Consider the following 19076-nt stretch of genomic DNA (forward strand, 5'->3'; position numbering starts at 1 on the left):
TTTTCATGTTATTACACTTTTCGCTATTATATGAGCGTAATCCTTTTTAGAAAAAGAAACGTAACAAAATAATCACAATCACTCCCGTTAATACTGTACCTAATAAACTACGGGTATATATGGCGACAAGAAATGTTGGAATTGCTGCGATCAAGTAATCCCACTGCATCGTCTCATGCATAAATAAAACTTGCGCTAAAAGCGCTGCTAATATCGCGATTGGTATGTAATTTAACCATTTTAAACCCCAGTCTGGAATTTGTAGTTTGCTAAATACGAGTAGAGGTAAAATACGTGGCACGAGTGTGACAGCTCCTGCTGCTAATAAAAGTAATAATACGTCTAATCTCATTTCCATTTTTCAATCACCACTCCAATCGTCGCAGCTAGTAATGTTGCGATAATAACCGCTATACTATCTGGCATAAATAAGTGCGAAACGTACGCAATTATAATTGCTACAATTGCAACAGTAAGATGAATTGCCAGTTTCGGTTTACTACTTATGAGCTGAAGTACAAATAACCCGATAAACATTGCTGGTAATGCATAATCCATGCCGTACGTATGTGGATCTGGTATCCACTCACCAAACAGCCCGCCGATAATAGTAGCAAGAATCCAATTTAAATACGCTGTTACGTTAAGACCAATCATCCATCTTTCACCTAAATATCCTTTTTGCGCTGCATGCTGCACTGCAACACCAAACGTTTCATCTGTAATTTGCGAACCGATTAGTAAGTTTTTAAATAGAGGCAGTTTCGTAAAGTACGGCGCAAGTGCAGCACTCATAAGAAGGTGACGCAAGTTAACAAAAAATACAGTAAAAATAATTGCAGAAGCAGGAGCACCAGCTGCATACATACCAGCTAATATAAATTGGGCAGAACCTGCATAAATTAAAGTGGACATAAACGCAATTTCAATAATGGAGAAACCAGCTGTTTTTGCAATTACACCAGCTGCTATACCGATGCTTAAATAACCAAATACAGTTGGTAAACAATCTTTTACTCCTTGCTGAAATGTATCATCGCTCTGCAAAGCTACATGAGCCTCAGCTTTACTCATCTCTATCATCCCCCATTCCTTTTAAAGTTCGTTTTCCTGTTACGACATGAACTAAATCTATATTTTCACGCCACAACGTATCTAACTTATCAGCTCCAAATTCCTTCGTAATTTCTTCAACCATAATATCGTGTCGCACATACTCTGTAGCAACGAGAACTAGAGCTGGGTCATACGTTGTAACAGCCCATGAAGTGCTATCATTTGAGAAGTTCGCAATTAATACTTCTTCCCCGTCACGCGCGATTACAGTTAAATGACCACCCATTCTCTCTTCAACAACGTGAGGCGTCATATAATTATGGTGAAACGTCGCGCCTATTTTTGTATCAGGAGCGCCAAATAAGATTGAAAATATATGTACACCTTCCTCTTCCTTTTGATGAATGTATGGCTCAATTTCATGCACTTGATCTTCCCATACAGAAATCCATAACTCTTCCTTCGCTCTATTAATTATATTGCATATTTCCTTCAAAACCCGATCATTTGAGCGAATATGCGAAATTACATCTATTTGTCGCTCTTGTTCTAAACTATTTAATTTCTCATCTAAAAATTCAAAGGACTTTTCAAAGTCTTTTCGCATTCGATTCATTAATTCGGTAGCCGGTACTGGTACATATTTAACTGGTTCAGAAGGTACAATATGTACCGCTCCTTTATCCATTAACTTACCGAGTACCTCGTAAATCATAGAACGAGGTACTCCTGTTTGTTTACTCACTTCATACCCAGTTACTGGGGAATGTTTTAGTAATCCAATATACGCTTTACATTCGTACTGGGAAAAACCTAACTTTTGTAATTCTTTTATAATTCCATCCATCAGTACCCCTCACAATCTATATAACTCTCATTTCAAAACGATGTATGCACATTAGTAGTTATTAGTATACCTACTAATATAAAAAAACAGACCTGCAAAGTCAATTGAGAATTCTGAAATTTAAATGGGAAATAAAAAAGACTTCCACTAACGGAAGTCCTTTATCTCAATATTTCATTCGCTTCTTTTTCATAAATTTTATCAAATGAAGTCATAACGCGTTGTGATGCTGAAATCATTCTTTGATCCGTCATAAGATCTGCCATCTCTTTCGTCATATCTACATTTGAATTTTCTAGCATATGATTTTTCACTAATCCTGTTCCGTTCGGTAAATCAGCAATGTTTCCTTCTGCTAGTGTAAAGCTTTTGTTTTCACGTTGCACGAGACGATTATTCGCTTCTGCATCTACTGTTTTCGTTTGCAGGCGAGCAATATTATTTTGTGTTACTTCATCATATAATGTACCATCTGCTTGTACAGCTACCTTTGCTCCTTCAGGAATACGAATACGTTCATTATTCTCTCCCATAACAAAAGCACCAGATGATGTTTGCAAGTAACGATCACTATTTATTGTAAAACTACCATCCCTCGTTAAGAATGTTTCATCGTTTTTAGATGTAACGAAAAATGATGTTGTACCGTTTGCACCGTCATCTAAAAAGAAATCTGTAGCACTATTTGTCATTTGTATATTTCCTTGTACTAAGTTCACATGCGTTGCGGCTGGCACTACAGCATAATCGACCGAACCGATATTTGTTACAGCCCCATCTCCGCGACGATATGTATCTTGTACATCAAATACTTTAGAAGTCATATTTTCTGCTTTAAATCCTGTCGTTTGCGCATTTGCAACGTTATTCGAATGAACATTAATGCGCTGCATGTAATTCATCATACCCATAGAACCTATATAAAGACCGTTCATACTCGTTTGAATAAGGCAGTTGCCTTATCCTTCACCTCTTTTCTATGATGTTTGCAACATTTGTTTCGCTAAATGTTCCGCTGTAGCAATATGTATGTTTTTCTTTACGTCTTGTCCGTCTGTCATTAATACAATAGGAGCTGATGATACTGCTGGAATTTTCAACAATTCACCACTACTTGCCGTTTCATCAAATTTCGTAAAGACGATACCATCAATATGGATATCCTTAAAGTTCGTAATGATTTCGATCATGTCTTTACTTTTCATCGAAGCTGATAACGTTAAACAAATATAATCTGGCTCTACTTGTCCCATCGTTTCAATCATTTCTTCCACTGTTTCTGACGCACGATAATTTTTTCCAGCTGTATCAATTAAAATATAATCGACGCGCGCTTCTTCTTTAAAGTACGTAAGCGCTCTTGTCATTGCAGCTTCATCACGTACAGCGATTACTTCAAATCCAATTGTCTTTACGTAATCTTGCAATTGCTGCACTGTTCCAATGCGAGAATGGTCGGTCGTAATGAAACCAACCGTTTTTTTCTTACCGTGAAATTGCCATGCCATTTTCGCAAGTGTCGTTGTTTTTCCAACACCCGTTGGACCGATTAATGCAATTGTTTGTACTTCTTTTTCAAATACGTTTTCTGTGTTGAAATGAGAGCTCATATCTTCCAATATATATTTGATCACTTCTTCTTCTGTAATCATCGTTGCATTCTCAAACTTCACTTTTAACTTTTCAGCATATGCATGAATGAAGTATTGTTCTACGTCGTTTTGCTCTAGCATACGAATTACTTTTTGAATAATAAATGGTACAGATTCTTGCTTTTCTTTCTTTACAACCACTTCTTCTTTCTTGACAGGAACGACTTTTTTCACAGCTTTTTGCTTTTTCGTTACTTTCGTTTCTTCCGTCTGTTTCACAACGACGATACCTTTTTCAAACAGCTTTAATAGTTTCTCTTTCTTTCTTGCCCATTCTTCACTATTTCCTGTTTGCATCGCCGCGTATGACATAGGAGTCGTCACGTTTTCTAAATTGTGCAGTACCGATTGAATTCCGTTCGCCTTCACAATTTGTTCTGAAGGATCATTCACAACATCCATTAATTGTTCATGAAATTCAGCTGTACCTTCGTTCACTTCTTCCTGTTTATCCTCTGGAAAAGCAACTAACATTTCATAATTCTTTTTCCAAAAAAACGGGATATTTCGTTTTACACTTTCATCGACAACGTAATAATAATCTGTACCATATTGGTCAAATAACTTTCGATACAATTCATTTTTCGAAGCTGCTTTTATTCGCATTAACGCTTCTTTCTTTTCTGTACTTTCCATTACTTCACCCCCTACTATTCAATATAGGCAATTTGATCTACAACAATTTCTGGTGCTAATTCGCTAATACAAAGTACTTGCGCTTCTACTTGGTAGCGCTCAAGAAGTCTTACAATCGCAAATCTGAAATCTTTTCTACGCGTTAATAATACTGGTTCTCTTCCCATTAACCTCGCTTGTTTCAATACGCGTTGTACTTGCTCAACGACTCGCGTTTCTAAATCTAAATCCCAGTTTAATAAATAACCTTGATAAGAATTGTTCACAACGTCTGCGTCTAACTCAATTGTATCTGAGAAGAGCGCCGCATATATTTTACCGTCAGGATTTTTCGCATTTTCACAAATCACTTTTGAAATACATTCACGGACGAATGATGTTACACCGTCAACATGATTTTGATAAATTTCTTTTCCGTCAATAATACCTTCAATAATGGTTGGTAAATCACGAATAGAAATACCTTCTTTTAGTAGTTGTTTAATAACATTTTGAACGAGTGATAAGTCAATTTCTTTCTTCTTAATCTCTTCTAATAAAACGCCGTTATCATTTTCAAGCGAATTAATTAAGTCTTTTACATGTTGACGCTGAATTAACTCATGAAGATTACGTCTAACGACAACATCTAAATGCGTAATTAATATGCTAAGTGGCTCTAATACTTGATAGCCTTTCATTTGTGCATCTTGTACCATATGCTCTAAAATCCAATATCCATCCTCGCCAAAAATTGGATCTTTCGCTGGTTCTGCATCTAAATCGGCCATTACGTTCGGTGTTTTCAGTGCTAATAAGTAACCTGATTTTAAAACACCTTCAGCTGCCTTCGCACCTTTAATACGAATAATGTAACGTCCACGTGGTCTAAAACTCGTATTATCTTTAAAGTTAATTCCAGGAACGTTAATACCAAGGTCGGTAATAATCGATTTCCTCATAAGAACAACTTTATCACGAGCTGTTTCCCCGTTAATTTTCTGCTTTACAAGTGCTGCTAAATCTAAGCCGAGTTCTACAATAATTGGATATTTATCTGTAAATACGCCAAATGAATCTTCCACTTGTTGCAGTTGTTCATCTTCGCCTTGAATCATTTCTATTTCTTTTTGAAGCTCGTCTTCTTTTTCTTTCTTTATTCGGTTTTTATTACGAATTCCTAAGAAGATAATTGTTCCACCAACGAGTGCAAATGGTAGAAATGGTAGCGGAGTAAAAATACCCATTGCGATAAATAAACCACCGAGCGCATATACAACTACTTCATGTGCTAATAACTCTTTAAAGATACCTTCCGTTACCGTATCCGGTGAACCGTCAAATACACGCGTTACAATAATACCAGTTGAAATCGCAAGCATTAAAGAGCCAATTTGGTTTACAATCCCGTCACCGACAGTTAACTGCGTATAATGAAGAGCCGCTTCACCAAAACTCATTCCTTGCTGCATCATTCCGACAATTAAACCGAAAATAATATTTACGAATAAAATGACAATCCCGAAAATAACGTCCCCTTTAATGAACTTCCCGGCACCATCCATCGCTCCGTAAAACTCTGTTTCCATATTTAATTTTTTTCGTTTTGCCTGTGCATCTTTTTCTGTAATAATGCGCTGGTTTAAATCAGCATCAATCGACATTTGTTTCCCTGGTAAAGAATCAAGTGTAAAACGTGCTGCTACTTCAGCTGTACGAGATGCACCGTTTGCAACGATAAACTGGAATATGATTAATACTGTAAAAATAACGATACCAATTAATAAGTTCCCGCCAATTACGAATTGACCGAACTCTTCAATAACATGACCGGCATTTCCGTTTGTCAAAATCGCTCGCGTCGTCGATACGTTAATCGATACGCGGAAAATCCCGATTAATAACAACATCGTCGGAAATGACTTTAATTCATCCCACTCGTTAATACTTGTCGCTCGCATATAAATAAGCACTGACATACTTAGTAGAAAAACGATAATGATATCAAGTATAAATGGTGGAAGTGGAATTAAGAGCGCCACTACGAATGACGCTGCTAAAAAGATAGAAAAATAGGTTCTTGCAGAATCTATCTTAAACAAAGAGATCTCCTCCAAACGCGCTATTATACTTCAAGTTCATTCGTTTGAATTAAATAGCGCATAACTTCAATTACAGCTACGTATAAATCTTCTGGAATCGCCATATCTTCCTCGACTTGATAATATAAAGAACGAGCAAGCGGACGATTTTCCACCATTGGTATTTCTTGTTCACGGGCAAGCGTTCGTATATATAATGCGAGTTCATCTTCCCCTTTTGCAACGACAATTGGTGCTGCATCAACGTGTTTATTGTATCTGAGTACGACCGAAATATGAGTCGGGTTATTTACAATAAATGTTGCGCCATCCATCTTCTTCGCAATTGTTCCTTGCAATATGGCATGCATAAAGTTTTTTCGTTTTCCCTTTACTTGCGGGTCCCCTTCATTATCTTTATGCTCTTGTTTTACTTCTTCTTTTTTCATCTTAATATCTTGTTCGTACTCCCACTTTTGATAAATAAAATCAATAATAGAAAGAACGATTAATATAATTAAAATAGCTAAGAAGATAAATTTAATTTGCCTAATAATTTCAGTAAGTGACGCAGTCCAGTTAAATCCAATCATACTCACGATTTTCTCTAAATTCTTTTTAAAGAGAACGTAAGCAACGTAACCGATTAATCCCATATAAAACAGTGATTTCAAAATATCTACTAAACTTTTACGACTAAACAATCGCGTAAAATAGTTTTTTGGGTTAATACGTGACGCTTTCGGCTTAATAACTTTAGAAGAAAATAAGAAACCGACTTGAATCATATAATTGAATAAATGAAAAGCGTATACGAGTATTAATATGGGAGCTGATACTTTTAATAGTAAAATCCCCATTAAATAAAAGTACTCGGTCGAATCTGTATTTTTTCCAATTTGATCAAACAGCACCGATACGGAATTGGCAATCTCAAACCCTAGCCAATCTCCGAAAAAGTAAACGACAACTGCTAATACAAGAATGGAAAATAAATTATTTAAATCTTTACTCCGGGCAATATTCCCTTCTTCACGCGATTTCTTACGCTTCTGCGGGGTGGCCTTTTCTGTTTTATTATCCTTTGCCATGAGCGTCCCCCTACTTCGTTAAGAAAAAGTTAAATAGTTTCGTATATTCCTCAAGCAATACATCCGTCATATTTTTAAACACATAACCGAGCATCGGTACACTCATCGCAATAAACAAAATGCCACACGTAATTTTAATAACATACGCATTCATAAAAACGTTTAATTGCGGAGCGTTTTTTGCGATTAAAATTAAAACAAAGTTAATGATGAATAAACTTCCCATGAGCGGAAGAGCAATTTCAACCGCTGATGTGATCGCAAATAATAACGTTGCGAGTAGACTATCTAAAAAACTAGTCGTCAGCAATTTTGAAATCGCCTCTGTATATTGAAACGACTTTAAAATCGTGGCAACGAAATAATTAATGCCGCCAAGTGAAATAAAAATAATAAGAAAAAATATATCAAAAATGGTTGATAGTAAAGTAGACTGTGAGCCTGCATTTACATCAAACAAACTTGCTTGTGATAAACCGATATCAAAGTCTAAAATATGCCCGGCCATTTTTGGAATGTTCCACAGCATTTCTACAATTTTTGAAAGTGATAATCCAATTACAATTTGCGTACCAGCATAAGCTGCAACGTCCCAAGTTGTCTTTATGTGAGAGACATCCACTTGATCGGCAACAGTAATGGAAAGAGCAAGTCCAAATGTAACCTTCGCCATCGCTGGAATGGATCGACCTGAGAAAAACGGTAAAAAATATAAAAATGAAGTAATGCGGCAAAACGCAAAAAACGTCGCCGCCCATAATTCCATATTCATTTCAGTTCCCCTATCTTAGTACGAACGCAATAGCGATGGAATTTTATCAAATAAATCTAAAATAAGCGTCGTTAACTCTTGAAACATCCACGGACCTAAAATGATAATAACGAGTACAATACTCGCCATTTTCGGTAAAAACGTCAGCGTTTGTTCTTGAATTTGCATCATCGCCATAATGACAGCGATGATAATAACGACAATCATACTAACACCGGCAACCGGCATTAAAATCATAACCCCTTTATAAAAAAAGGTTTGAAAAATATCTATAATTGGTGACGTATTCATTTATATGACTCCTATCACATAGCATCAAACGCTTCAGGCGACCGTTTTAAACATAATGTCGACGATTTTTGTATATCCACCTAAATATACGAAAACGAGTATTTTAAATGGTAAACTTAAAATCATCGGCGGTACCATCATCATCCCGAGGTACATTAACAGTGTACTAATAATCAAATCTATAAATACAAACGCTAAATAAATGAACATCCCTGTTAACAATCCCTTTTGAATTTGCGTTAACGTAAAGGATGGTACGAGCGTAAATAGTGAAAGATCTTTTAAATCTTTCGGCAACTCTTCTCCGCGCACTTTCAGCATCATTTTTAAATCATGCTTATACGTATGTTTTGACATATACTCTTTCATAATCGGCGCTGTCGTTTCCGCAGCTTGACTTACCGTTATTTTCTCTTTCGTCATCGGATCCCACACATCGCTCTTTAGCTGCCCAAGAACAGGCTGCATCGTAAAGAGTGATAAAAATAAGGCAAGTCCAACAAGTACTTGGTTCGGTGGTAAATTCATTACCCCAAGCCCTTGACGTGTAATCCCAAGAACAATCATAAAATAAGTAAAATGTGTAAATAATAGAACGATAGATGAAGATAATGATAAAAGGGTAACGAGCGCAAATAGCTGTACACTTGAATTACTCGTAAACTCTTTTCCATTTTCGAAATTAATAAAACCGTTTTGGGCTGCATACGCTGGATTTACAAAAATAATTGAAAAAACGATAGAAAATACGAAAATAACGGCTAATAACGATAACTGTTTCTTTATTCTCATGATGGATCCTCTACTTTTTTCGTTTCACTCTTCACCGCGTCTTCTAGCGCTTGTTGAAACTGATTTCCTGTTCCTGTTAATTGCACAGATTGTACACCGTTATTACTAATAACAGTGAACACTTGCTTGCCGTCTACTTCAAATAAAAAGGCGCTCGTTTGATGATTTAAATAAACGCCGTCTTTTACCTGAATATGACCATTTTCACCTTGTTTAAAAAACTGCTGTTTGCGCGTCTTTTTCGTCATATAATATGCACCGTAGCCGAGCGCACCAAACAGTAAAACGACTTGAAATAAGGTCGTCATATACGACATATGACTCCTCCTCTACTCTTTATCTTGCATTTGACTTTGCGCTTTCATAAGCGCAGCTTGCTTCTTGTCAGCTTCAATTTCAGAAATGATAATACCGAACTTCTCGTCCATTACGATCGCTTCCCCAATGCCGACTTTCATATTACTTAAATATACATCTACTTTATGTCCTAAGTTTTTCTCTACCTCCAGAACATCGCCCACTTTTAACTGTTTCACATCACCGAGCCTAATAGATGTTTTCCCAAGCTTTACACCAAGTTCAATCGAAATATCTGAAACAGTATCAATATGTGCTTTACTTGCTTCATTTCGCTTTCCTGCAAATTCTTCTAACCCCATTAATGACACAGGAGATACTTCATGCTTCATATGGATCCTCCTACTCTACAAAACTTTTAAATAGGAGCGCCTTACGCGTTCCATCTTTTCCAATAAAACAATTAAATTTATGCTTTCCATCTACATAACCAATTAATTCATCTGAAACTTTCGTATGAAGCGGAATAATATCGCCCTCTTCAATTTGTTCAATCTCGCCCATCGTCATCTTCTGCTCACCAATTGCAACGTGAACAGGTTTGTACACTTGATTTACTTTCACTTCCACTTCAGACGTATACTTTTTACGTTTATCTGAAGAATGTTCAACAATATTTTCAGACGTTAACTTATCCATAATTTCTTCAACAGATAAGAACGGAATACCGATACGAACTGTCGTATTCCAAAAATCCGTTTTCATATTTACATTCATTAATGAAATAATATCACTCGCTGTCGTAATCTTAAGTGCATTTGGATCTGTCTCTGTCGTTACAAATGTCGGTTTAATCGCTACAACACTTTCAAACGATTGCTCTAAATTTTTGCATAGAAGCGCAAATATATTATCAAGCGTTAAAAACTCGAATGCCGTCAGTGGTCTACGCATCGTAAAATTACGCTTACTATCTCCGCCAAGCCAGCACTCATGAATGTAAATAACAAATGCTAAATCAATCTCAATAACAATTTCTCCAAGCTCTGGAAGTCCGAGATCAATGACGCAATATAAATAGTAATCTTTCGGCATTTTCTCCACATACTCACTCGTAAATGGAACTTGCTCCACTGTCGAAGGCTCTAAGTCAATCGGAATACGCATACGCGCTGACAACGTCTGTGACGTCTGTTTACCAAACGTAGAAGCAATCGCTTGCAAGCTACGTAAATGTTCAACACCGAACTTCTCCGGTCTATTAAAATCATACTCTTGAAATTTATCTTGCTTCCCTGCTTCTTGTGCGAAAGCTGGCATTTCCTCGCCTTCATTTACCGCCTTCAGCAGGGCATCAATTTGCTCTTGGCTTAATTTATCGCCACTCATGAAAATCCCCTTCCCTACCTTTTCAATTCAACGATTTCAACGTACATTTTTCCATTCTTCGTCAAAATCTTTCCGGTTCCAATCTCTTCATTCTCAAGCATAAGACGCACCGTATTTTTCGTTGAATTTTCAAGACGATACAATGTACCTTTCGTAATATGAAGCAGATCTTCAATTTTCTTTTTCGTATTTCCGATTTCAAAATAAATTGTTAACGGAATATCATCTTGTAATTTCAATCTAGCCACTCCCATATCATGTTCACGAAAATTTCATGTTCTCTCTATATATGAAACTTCTTATTTTGAAACGTCGATATTTAATATTTTTTTAATATATCCTTGCGTTTCTTTAAATGGTGGTACGCCTCCGTACTTTCTCACATTACCAGGGCCAGCATTATAAGAAGCAAGCGCTAAAACTAAATCACCGTTATTTTTCTTTAAATAACCACTTAACTCTTTCACGCCGCCTTCAATACTTTCAGCTGGTGAAAATGGATTTTTTATACCCATCTCTTTCACATTCGCTGGCATAAGTTGCATAAGGCCCATCGCCCCTGCATGCGACACCGTTTTCGGATTAAAATTAGACTCTACTTCAATCATTTTTTGAATTAACGTTTTCGGAATTCCGTATGTACGACTTACTCTATCTATAATATCCTCATACTTCCCTTCGTTTGAATAACGTATTTTTTGAATATTATACTTCTTCGTTAATCCCCACGTATCAACTGCCTCATTTTTCGTTTCCGGGAAACGTCGTTCAAACTCTTTTTGCGCGACTTGCACGTCATCAACTTTCTTCGTTTCAGGCTTTTCTTCCGGCTTACTTACTTCCTCTACTTTATGAATAGATGCTTCCGGTTTATTCACAACCGCTTCTATTTTCGTAGATTGTACAGGCTGACTCATATCTTCTACTTTAGCCGGTTGCGCCGTAGCCTTCGTCTCCTTCATAGGTTCGCTCTGCAACTTTTCTTGAAAGCGACTACTAACGAAAGCCTCCGGACTACTTAACTTTTGCTGAAACTGTCCTTTTTTATATGCAAGTACTTCTTTTACTATATTTCCAATTACCATAATATCACCTTTTCGGTAAACAAAGATAATCTAATATTAGAGTTTTTTCGTAAAGTTTGCAATAATCCTTTGCAATTATATTGTAATAAAAAAACGACTAAATTGTTAAACTGTTATTTTTTTATATTTATTAATTCAAATTTTCAGTTGACACCCATTATAGCAAGGCTTACAATAAATTCGAAATTGTTTTTTTTGCATATTACCGTTTTTCAATTTGCAGAAAACTCAATATAAAAAAATGGGGGTTCTTAACATGAGAATTAATACAAACATTAATAGCATGCGTACACAAGAGTACATGCGCCAAAACCAAGCTAAAATGAGTACTGCTATGGACCGTTTATCAAGCGGTAAACGTATCAACAGCGCTTCTGACGATGCAGCAGGTCTTGCAATCGCAACTCGTATGCGTGCACGTGAAAGCGGTCTAAACGTTGCTTCTCGTAACACTCAAGATGGTATGTCTTTAATTCGTACTGCTGACTCAGCGATGAATTCTGTAACTAATATCCTACTTCGTATGCGTGATCTTGCAAACCAATCTGCAACTGGTACGAATACGAAAGGTAACCAAGCTTCACTACAAAAAGAGTTTAGCGAATTAACAAAACAAATCACATATATTGCTGAAAACACAAAATTCAATGACCAAAGCTTATTAGATGGAAATGAAAGCCTAGCTGATACCTCTGGTAGCGGTGGAGCTTCTGGTAGCGGTGGAGCTTCTGGTAGCGGTGGAGCTTCTGGTAGCGGTGGAGCTTCTGGTAGCGGTGGAGCTTCTGGTAGTGGTGGAGCTTCTGGTAGTGGTGGAGCTCCTAGTAGCGCTCCTGCAGCTACACCTTCTAATACAGGAACAAAAATTACAATTCAAACTCTTGATTCAAATGCAGGAGACCAGCAAATTGATGTTAAAATTGGTAGTGTAACTTTAGCATCTTTAGGATTAGGTAGCGTTTCAATTGGTGAATCAACTGTAGCTGAAAATGAAGTAAATAATGCCGGTGATGCTACTAATGCTCGTAGTGCACTTGAAGCAATTGATAAAGCTCTTACAAAAATTGCTGATAATCGTGCAACACTTGGTGCTACATTAAATCGTCTTGACTTTAACGTAACAAATCTTAAGAGCCAAGAAAACTCTATGGCATCTTCAGCTTCTCAAATCGAAGACGCTGATATGGCGAAAGAAATGTCTGAAATGACTAAGTTCAAAATCTTGAACGAAGCTGGTATCAGCATGCTTTCTCAAGCAAACCAAACTCCACAAATGGTTTCTAAATTATTACAATAATCCATTTGAGATGAATAAACCTCTCCGCTTGCGGAGAGGTTTATTTTTTCTATATAGATAGATTCAAAGCTTTCTTTTTAGCTTAAATAGAAGCTCTAGCCATATTTTGAAGCGGTCAGGGCTTATTTTCGTTCTCTTCCCTTGTTTTAAAACAAAAAGATACAATAAGCATAAGGCTTTCTATCCTTCCATAGCCGTTTATTAGCCTTAAAACACCTACCGCATATACCAATCTATAAAGAGTTGCTATTATGCGTATTGATACGAATGTTTTGATTATGATTGCTAGGCAGTCGTTGTATGGAAATGAGCAACACATCAATACTATGGATTATTTTGCGCCAAGTAAGACGTTAAATGCACTTCAAATAATCCACCCCTGTGGCTCATTTTTATGCAAAAGCAAAAGGGAAATACATATAAACTATGTACTTCCCTTTTATTTTGTACCCAATACTTTTATGGTGCTACCGTCATAACTTGTCCTCTACGGTCGATCCTTATTTTCATTTTTCCGTCTTGTGCGTTATATAGTCCTAATTTATTTAATTCTGTTTTACAATCTTGTACGAAAGTTGGTAATTTACGAATTTGATCGACGTCAGAACTTTTAATGAAATAAACTAACTGTTGCGTCATATCTTTCACATCTTGCACAAGTTCTTCTTTTTCTCGTTTTAATCGTTCATTTTCCGATCGTAGCGCTCGCAACTCACTTTCCAGACTACTTCTATTAGACTCTTCTTTAAAATGCCCTGCGGCCATGCTAGAAAGCTTATAAATACCTTCCATAAACTGATGCAGTTCATCTTCTTTTCTTTCACTATGTTGACTAATTGTTTCAAAGTTATCAACGATACCCGATATAACTGTTACGAGGCTTTTTTCACTCTCTTTATGCTGTACTTCCTCTTTTAATACTTGATTGTTTTCTTTTTTTGTTTCAACATTTGTTTCTTTTACAGGTATATATTTGCGTTTTCGTCCAGGTTTTTGTTTTTCAATATTTTCAAACGGTATTTCACGTTTTTTTAATTTGTAATACGTATTTTGTAACTGACTTTCTGTTTTCGGGAAAAGATTTAGTTCGTTTTTACTAACATACTTTGAAATATTAATAATGTTTAAACCGTGACGTTGGCAAAATTGATACACTTCATACAGTAACTCCAGTTCAGATTTGAGCCATGTAATCGTTGATTTTTCATATGCTCGCATCCCGCCATGTTTTTCTATATCTATTTGAAATAATACCATTCTATTATATAAATCAACTAGTTCTTCATATTTCACTTGGAATTGTTTTTCTATTTTTTTAAATTCCACTTCTAGTTGCATATCGTTCATTTTATTATTTGACATGTTTTGTAAGAGACTTAATACATTAATTGCTGTGTGGTGATACATAATCTGTGCCACTCCCCCTCATCCTTTCACAATTCTCATCAGACTCCCATGTCCATTCAGAAAATAGAAAATTTTACATATCCATATTATAACATTTCGAAATTGTCTGTCAAATAATAAACATACAAAAATGTATAGAAAGTATAGAAATAGAAAAAGATTTTTTCATTTATATGCATAATTGCATATGAATGACTTTTAATTATATTATATGGTATTTAGAATGTAATTTCACCGAAAAAATTTGCGTTATCACGAAAAATTACTAAAATAATCCAAGAATATTTTTTATATTTTCAAACCAAAAATCTTTAAATGAAGATTGTTTATACATACAGCCACAACCACTCCAACAACGTTCCATCTTTCCAACTATACAGCATATAGAACACCAAAAAGGAACTAACCAATACTACACATGGCTAGTTCCCTTCTCTCCACTAAAAGGATAGAGCTATAAATAGAATCTACAAATCTTCAATTAAAATCTCACATCGCACGGGGCTCTATTAAGCACTGACCGCTCCACACATGGCTAGTTTCCTATTCTAGAAAAAAGTAGAAAATTGTTCACCAGTTCTTCTAAAAAGCTCTCGGCGATCCACTTCTTCCATTCCCCCTAAAGCCTGCTCGACATCTCTGTTCTGAACATGGCATGGGACTCTATTAGGTACCGACCGCCACCACACATGGCTAGATCCTCTATTCCAGCTAAACAGAATAAAATTGTACACCAACTACCACTCTCGATGTCCCACTTCTTCCGTTTAGCTAAAAAACTAGCTCCATATCTCTGGTCTCACATCGCATGGGGCTCTATTAGGCACTGACCGCCACCATATATGGCTAGAGCTTCTATTCCAGCTAAAAAAGCTTTTAAAGCACTAACTTATCTACTAAACCGATTAACTCTTGAATATCTGGCTTACTTACTTGCGCATTTGCCCCTACCGCTTCGCCTTTATGGAATAATTCATTTGTAATTAAGGAAGAGAAAATAACGACTGGTAAACGATTCATTATTTCACTATCTTTAATTACTTTCGTTAAATGGTGTCCATCCATTTTCGGCATTTCAATATCCGTAATTAACATGTGAATATGTTCAAACATTTTTTCTCCTTGCTCTTTCGCTAGCTTTTCAATTTGCGCTAACGCTTCTGCACCATTGCTAAAGAAGTTCATTTTCGTATATCCAGCTGATGATAATGTTTCTTCTAATATTTGACGAAGCATTGCTGAATCTTCCGCAATATAAATAATTTTTTCACCGCGATCTGTTTTTTGTTCTAATTTTGAAAGTGATTTATTATCATAACCAGTACCGCTAATTTCACATACAATTTTCTCGTAATCTAATAGTAAGATGATTTTTCCATCTAGTTTTACAATACCAGATGTCGTTTCTTCTAATCCCATAGATAATGAAGCTGGTTCATCAATTTGCTCCCAAGAAATACGTTGAATACGATGCACTTCATCCACGCGGAAAATAACTTTCATTTGGTTTAATTCTGAAATGATAAATTTCGTTTGATCAAGTGGCTTTGTCGATTTTAAATTAAGAGCTGTCGCTAAGTTAATAACTGGTAAAATTTCACCGCGTACTTGAACAACACCTTCAACTGCATGATGAGATTCTGGCACAGTTGTAACAGGGAATGGATTAATGATTTCACGTACTTTCATTACGTTAATACTAAATAGGTTTTCACCAACAGTATATGTAACAATCTCTAATTCATTTGTTCCGCTTTCTAATAAAATACTTTGTGCTTGTGACATAAAAGTGTCGCTCCCCTTTCATTATTTCCGTATATCTAATTATTAAGCTTTATTAAAACGAAAAAGTCAACTACCTATATAAAAAATATAGATAGTCGAACGATTCATTTCTTTATTTAAACAGGCGATTAATCTTTTATAAACGAAGCAAGGGCCTCTAGTAACACTTCTTGTGCTCCTACAATTTCTGTCGGCATCGCTTCCCATTTTTTTGAAAGCTTTGCTTCGACTCTTATTCTTAACTCGGTATTCATTACTTCTAGCACATATTCTTTCGTTGCTATATCAACATCCAGTAGCGCAAGTGCATATAATTCCGGATCGTTTATTTTTTCAAATAATCGCTTTAATACTGCCGGTGCTATATGTTTTAATTTTTCAATATGAATCTCTTTATCTGAAAATAGCAACTCATATTGAATGAAAGTAACATTTTCTTTCATCACTTTAAAATAGCAATTATTTTTTTTATCATTTACAAAATAACCATTCGGATCAGCAATAATACCCTCTACTTTACGAATTAAATCTGGCAAACTACTCGCCGTCATTACAGTCCGCTGCTCAACCTCACTCGGCGAAATGAATGTAACGCGATACTTATTCTGCGCCATCCTCCTCACCTCTCCTTTTATAAAAATCTATCACCACAAATAAACTTATTAGTCCATCTAACACGTTAAAACCACAGGTATTATTCATACTACACTTCGCTTAAATCTTCTTAAACTAACCTAGTAACTCTTCATATCTCTGGTCTTACACAACGGTCGAGCACCTACATAGGCACTAACCGCTACCACACACCGCTCGGCCCTCTCTCAAAACCTAAAAAAGAGCTTTTAAGAGCTTTTCCAACTACACTTCACTTACCTCTTCTTCAACTAACCTAACGACTCTCCATATCTCTGGTCTTACACAACGGTCGAGACACTATTAGGCACTGACCGCCACCACACATCGCCAGGTCCTCTCTCAAAACCTAAAAAAAGAGCTTTTAAAATCTTTTAAGATCTTTTCAGTAACTCGATGTTATTAAACCAAAACGCAATTTGCTGATCCGTTATCCCTGATAACGTAACAAAAAACTCACGGCACTTCATCTCATCCTTAAACAGTTGATACTTCCACTCGCCTTCACTACCAACACTTACGAAATAAAACTCGTGAATACGGCCAATGATTGCTTGTTTTTCACCAAATGAGTACGGAGGTACTTGCTTAATTTCAAATTGATCTGGTAAATATACATGCTCTTCTCGTTCCATTTTTAACACTTGCTCGGCAAGTTCACGTTTATTTTCGAAAAAAGGCAATTGTAAAATTCGCTCTTGTCTTGTCATACGAGTAAAAAACCCTTTCTACTACATTACAATTTTTCTTTATTATATATTATCGAATTAAGTTTACAACTTCATTTAATACTTCATCTGAAATTTTAATTACTTTCGCATTCCCTTGGAAACCGCGTTGGTATAACATTAAATCAACGAATTCTACAGATAAATCTACGTTTGCGCCTTCTTGCGCACTACCACGTACTTTCCCTGCACCATTTTGACCAGATACGCCAAGTGCTAAAATACCAGTTGTATTTGTCGCTGTAAAGTTACCATTACCAGTTTTCATTAAGCCACCTTCATTCGGGAACATACCAATAGCTAATTGACCTGCCGCTTTCATACTTCCATCAGAATACTTTACCATCACATATCCACCATCAGCAATAAAGCAATCTTTCACAGTGGCCGCTGGTCTACCATCTACATTTGTTACTGCTATCGTTTTCTCAGTCGGGTGGTTTGTTAATTTACTAAAGTCTATTTTTACTGTTCCATTATTAAATGGTATATTCGCTTCAGGGTTTACCGGATCTGGCTTCCCTACCTCATTGAATTTTACATTACCACCTGCGCCTTGAACCTCTGTAAACTCTGTTTCTTTCTTCGATTCGTTACGCATCTTTACTGTATATTTGTAATTATGTTCACCATCTTGTGTAAACTCTACGCGCATTGTCCATGTATTACCGGCATCATCGTATGCAGGCAATTCTTGCGTAATTTGTTTTGCATCAGCTGGAATGTTTCCTCCAACGATTCCTTGTGACGTTCGAATACCACCGATTGCTGATCCCATTGGAATTTGCAATGGTCCTGGGATACCAGATAAATCAACATTACCAGTTGATGGATCAGCTGGATAAGCAAATACATATTGACCTTCTGTATTCGTAATATAATAATCTGAAGATATTGTAAATGTCCCTTTACGTGTAAATTCCATATTTCCGCCTTTTGAATCACCTACAACGAAGAAACCATTACCTTCCAATGCTGCTTGTGTTTTACCACCAGTTAACGTAATTGTACCATCGGTATAATCCGTCACCGTTCCGCTCATTTTCACACCGTTACCGATACTTTTTGGGTTCGTCCCTGCGTATCTATCGTCACCTTTTGCACCAACTGAATTGTTGTACAGTAAATCATCAAACATCGCTTTTTGTTTTTTATAACCTACTGTTTGTGCATTCGCAATATTATTTGAAGTTACACTTAATGCATTTTGTGTTGCATTCATCCCTGAAATACTTGTATATAATGCTTTAATCATAACGTA

Annotated in this window: 21 protein-coding genes; 1 reads left to right on the plus strand and 20 read right to left on the minus strand. The window is 36.2% G+C overall.

Annotation, left to right across the window (positions count from 1 at the left end; translation table 11 throughout):
- Nucleotides 1–46: 46 nt before the first annotated feature.
- The 15 genes from ACTFNE_RS14620 to ACTFNE_RS14690 all read right to left on the minus strand — a co-directional run bounded on the left by ACTFNE_RS14620 (nt 47) and on the right by ACTFNE_RS14690 (nt 11968).
- Nucleotides 47–358 carry an AzlD domain-containing protein gene (locus ACTFNE_RS14620; RefSeq protein ID WP_000425942.1) on the minus strand — a complete coding sequence of 104 codons (312 nt, stop codon included), beginning with the start codon at nt 356–358 and terminating at the stop codon, nt 47–49.
- The gene (locus tag ACTFNE_RS14625; RefSeq protein WP_000029966.1) at nt 349–1074 is read right to left on the minus strand and encodes an AzlC family ABC transporter permease; all 726 of its coding nucleotides are present in this window, start codon (nt 1072–1074) and stop codon (nt 349–351) included. Before ACTFNE_RS14625 ends, ACTFNE_RS14620 begins: the two co-directional genes overlap by 10 nt.
- Nucleotides 1067–1903, minus strand: a complete 837-nt coding sequence (locus ACTFNE_RS14630; RefSeq protein ID WP_046197325.1) for a TrmB family transcriptional regulator — start codon at nt 1901–1903, stop codon at nt 1067–1069. Before ACTFNE_RS14630 ends, ACTFNE_RS14625 begins: the two co-directional genes overlap by 8 nt.
- Before the next feature lie 161 nt (nt 1904–2064).
- Complete coding sequence (locus ACTFNE_RS14635) at nt 2065–2838, minus strand: flagellar basal-body rod protein FlgG (RefSeq protein WP_001013941.1); 774 nt, start codon at nt 2836–2838, stop codon at nt 2065–2067.
- A gap of 42 nt (nt 2839–2880) precedes the next feature.
- Nucleotides 2881–4191 (minus strand): flagellar biosynthesis protein FlhF, encoded by a 1311-nt coding sequence (flhF, locus tag ACTFNE_RS14640; protein ID WP_270705571.1) that lies wholly within the window; start codon nt 4189–4191, stop codon nt 2881–2883.
- Nucleotides 4192–4205: 14 nt separating this feature from the next.
- Nucleotides 4206–6272 (minus strand): flagellar biosynthesis protein FlhA, encoded by a 2067-nt coding sequence (flhA, locus tag ACTFNE_RS14645; protein ID WP_078438036.1) that lies wholly within the window; start codon nt 6270–6272, stop codon nt 4206–4208.
- A 23-nt stretch (nt 6273–6295) separates the two neighbouring features.
- On the minus strand, nt 6296–7342 hold the full coding sequence (flhB, locus tag ACTFNE_RS14650; protein ID WP_001989740.1) for a flagellar type III secretion system protein FlhB: 1047 nt from the start codon (nt 7340–7342) through the stop codon (nt 6296–6298).
- A gap of 10 nt (nt 7343–7352) precedes the next feature.
- Nucleotides 7353–8114 (minus strand): flagellar biosynthetic protein FliR, encoded by a 762-nt coding sequence (locus ACTFNE_RS14655; RefSeq protein ID WP_001055694.1) that lies wholly within the window; start codon nt 8112–8114, stop codon nt 7353–7355.
- A gap of 15 nt (nt 8115–8129) precedes the next feature.
- Nucleotides 8130–8405 carry a flagellar biosynthetic protein FliQ gene (locus ACTFNE_RS14660; protein ID WP_001098085.1) on the minus strand — a complete coding sequence of 92 codons (276 nt, stop codon included), beginning with the start codon at nt 8403–8405 and terminating at the stop codon, nt 8130–8132.
- 33 nt (nt 8406–8438) lie between these two features.
- A complete protein-coding gene (locus ACTFNE_RS14665) occupies nt 8439–9197 on the minus strand; it encodes a flagellar type III secretion system pore protein FliP (RefSeq protein ID WP_001220586.1) in 759 nt (252 codons plus the stop codon).
- Nucleotides 9194–9514, minus strand: coding sequence for a hypothetical protein (locus tag ACTFNE_RS14670; protein WP_000121176.1), 321 nt, complete (start codon nt 9512–9514; stop codon nt 9194–9196). The genes ACTFNE_RS14665 and ACTFNE_RS14670 overlap by 4 nt, the downstream gene beginning before the upstream one ends.
- 12 nt (nt 9515–9526) lie before the next feature.
- The gene (gene fliN / locus ACTFNE_RS14675; protein WP_270705576.1) at nt 9527–9886 is read right to left on the minus strand and encodes a flagellar motor switch protein FliN; all 360 of its coding nucleotides are present in this window, start codon (nt 9884–9886) and stop codon (nt 9527–9529) included.
- A gap of 10 nt (nt 9887–9896) precedes the next feature.
- Complete coding sequence (fliM, locus tag ACTFNE_RS14680; RefSeq protein WP_000012189.1) at nt 9897–10883, minus strand: flagellar motor switch protein FliM; 987 nt, start codon at nt 10881–10883, stop codon at nt 9897–9899.
- Nucleotides 10884–10897: 14 nt separating this feature from the next.
- Nucleotides 10898–11122 carry a flagellar motor switch protein FliN gene (locus tag ACTFNE_RS14685; protein ID WP_000775712.1) on the minus strand — a complete coding sequence of 75 codons (225 nt, stop codon included), beginning with the start codon at nt 11120–11122 and terminating at the stop codon, nt 10898–10900.
- A gap of 60 nt (nt 11123–11182) precedes the next feature.
- Nucleotides 11183–11968, minus strand: coding sequence for a lytic transglycosylase domain-containing protein (locus ACTFNE_RS14690; RefSeq protein WP_270705578.1), 786 nt, complete (start codon nt 11966–11968; stop codon nt 11183–11185).
- A 256-nt stretch (nt 11969–12224) separates the two neighbouring features.
- On the opposite strand from ACTFNE_RS14690, the gene ACTFNE_RS14695 reads away from it, so the two are divergent.
- A complete protein-coding gene (locus ACTFNE_RS14695; protein ID WP_439998135.1) occupies nt 12225–13262 on the plus strand; it encodes a flagellin N-terminal helical domain-containing protein in 1038 nt (345 codons plus the stop codon).
- A 459-nt stretch (nt 13263–13721) separates the two neighbouring features.
- Here the strand turns inward: ACTFNE_RS14695 and ACTFNE_RS14700 are convergent, their stop codons facing one another.
- From ACTFNE_RS14700 to ACTFNE_RS14720, 5 genes are all read right to left on the minus strand, one after another.
- Complete coding sequence (locus ACTFNE_RS14700) at nt 13722–14669, minus strand: DNA-binding domain-containing protein (protein WP_242301199.1); 948 nt, start codon at nt 14667–14669, stop codon at nt 13722–13724.
- An 876-nt stretch (nt 14670–15545) separates the two neighbouring features.
- The gene (locus ACTFNE_RS14705) at nt 15546–16454 is read right to left on the minus strand and encodes a chemotaxis protein (protein ID WP_000075952.1); all 909 of its coding nucleotides are present in this window, start codon (nt 16452–16454) and stop codon (nt 15546–15548) included.
- 128 nt (nt 16455–16582) lie between these two features.
- The gene (locus ACTFNE_RS14710; RefSeq protein ID WP_046197319.1) at nt 16583–17068 is read right to left on the minus strand and encodes a hypothetical protein; all 486 of its coding nucleotides are present in this window, start codon (nt 17066–17068) and stop codon (nt 16583–16585) included.
- 393 nt (nt 17069–17461) lie between these two features.
- Nucleotides 17462–17797 (minus strand): DUF3964 family protein, encoded by a 336-nt coding sequence (locus ACTFNE_RS14715; protein ID WP_000198182.1) that lies wholly within the window; start codon nt 17795–17797, stop codon nt 17462–17464.
- 49 nt (nt 17798–17846) lie between these two features.
- On the minus strand, nt 17847–19070 hold the full coding sequence (locus ACTFNE_RS14720) for a flagellar hook protein FlgE (RefSeq protein ID WP_000588289.1): 1224 nt from the start codon (nt 19068–19070) through the stop codon (nt 17847–17849).
- Between the last annotated feature and the right edge of the window lie 6 nt (nt 19071–19076).

The organism is Bacillus cereus group sp. MYBKT111-2, assembly GCF_051915205.1.
Lineage (GTDB): Bacteria > Bacillota > Bacilli > Bacillales > Bacillaceae_G > Bacillus_A > Bacillus_A paranthracis.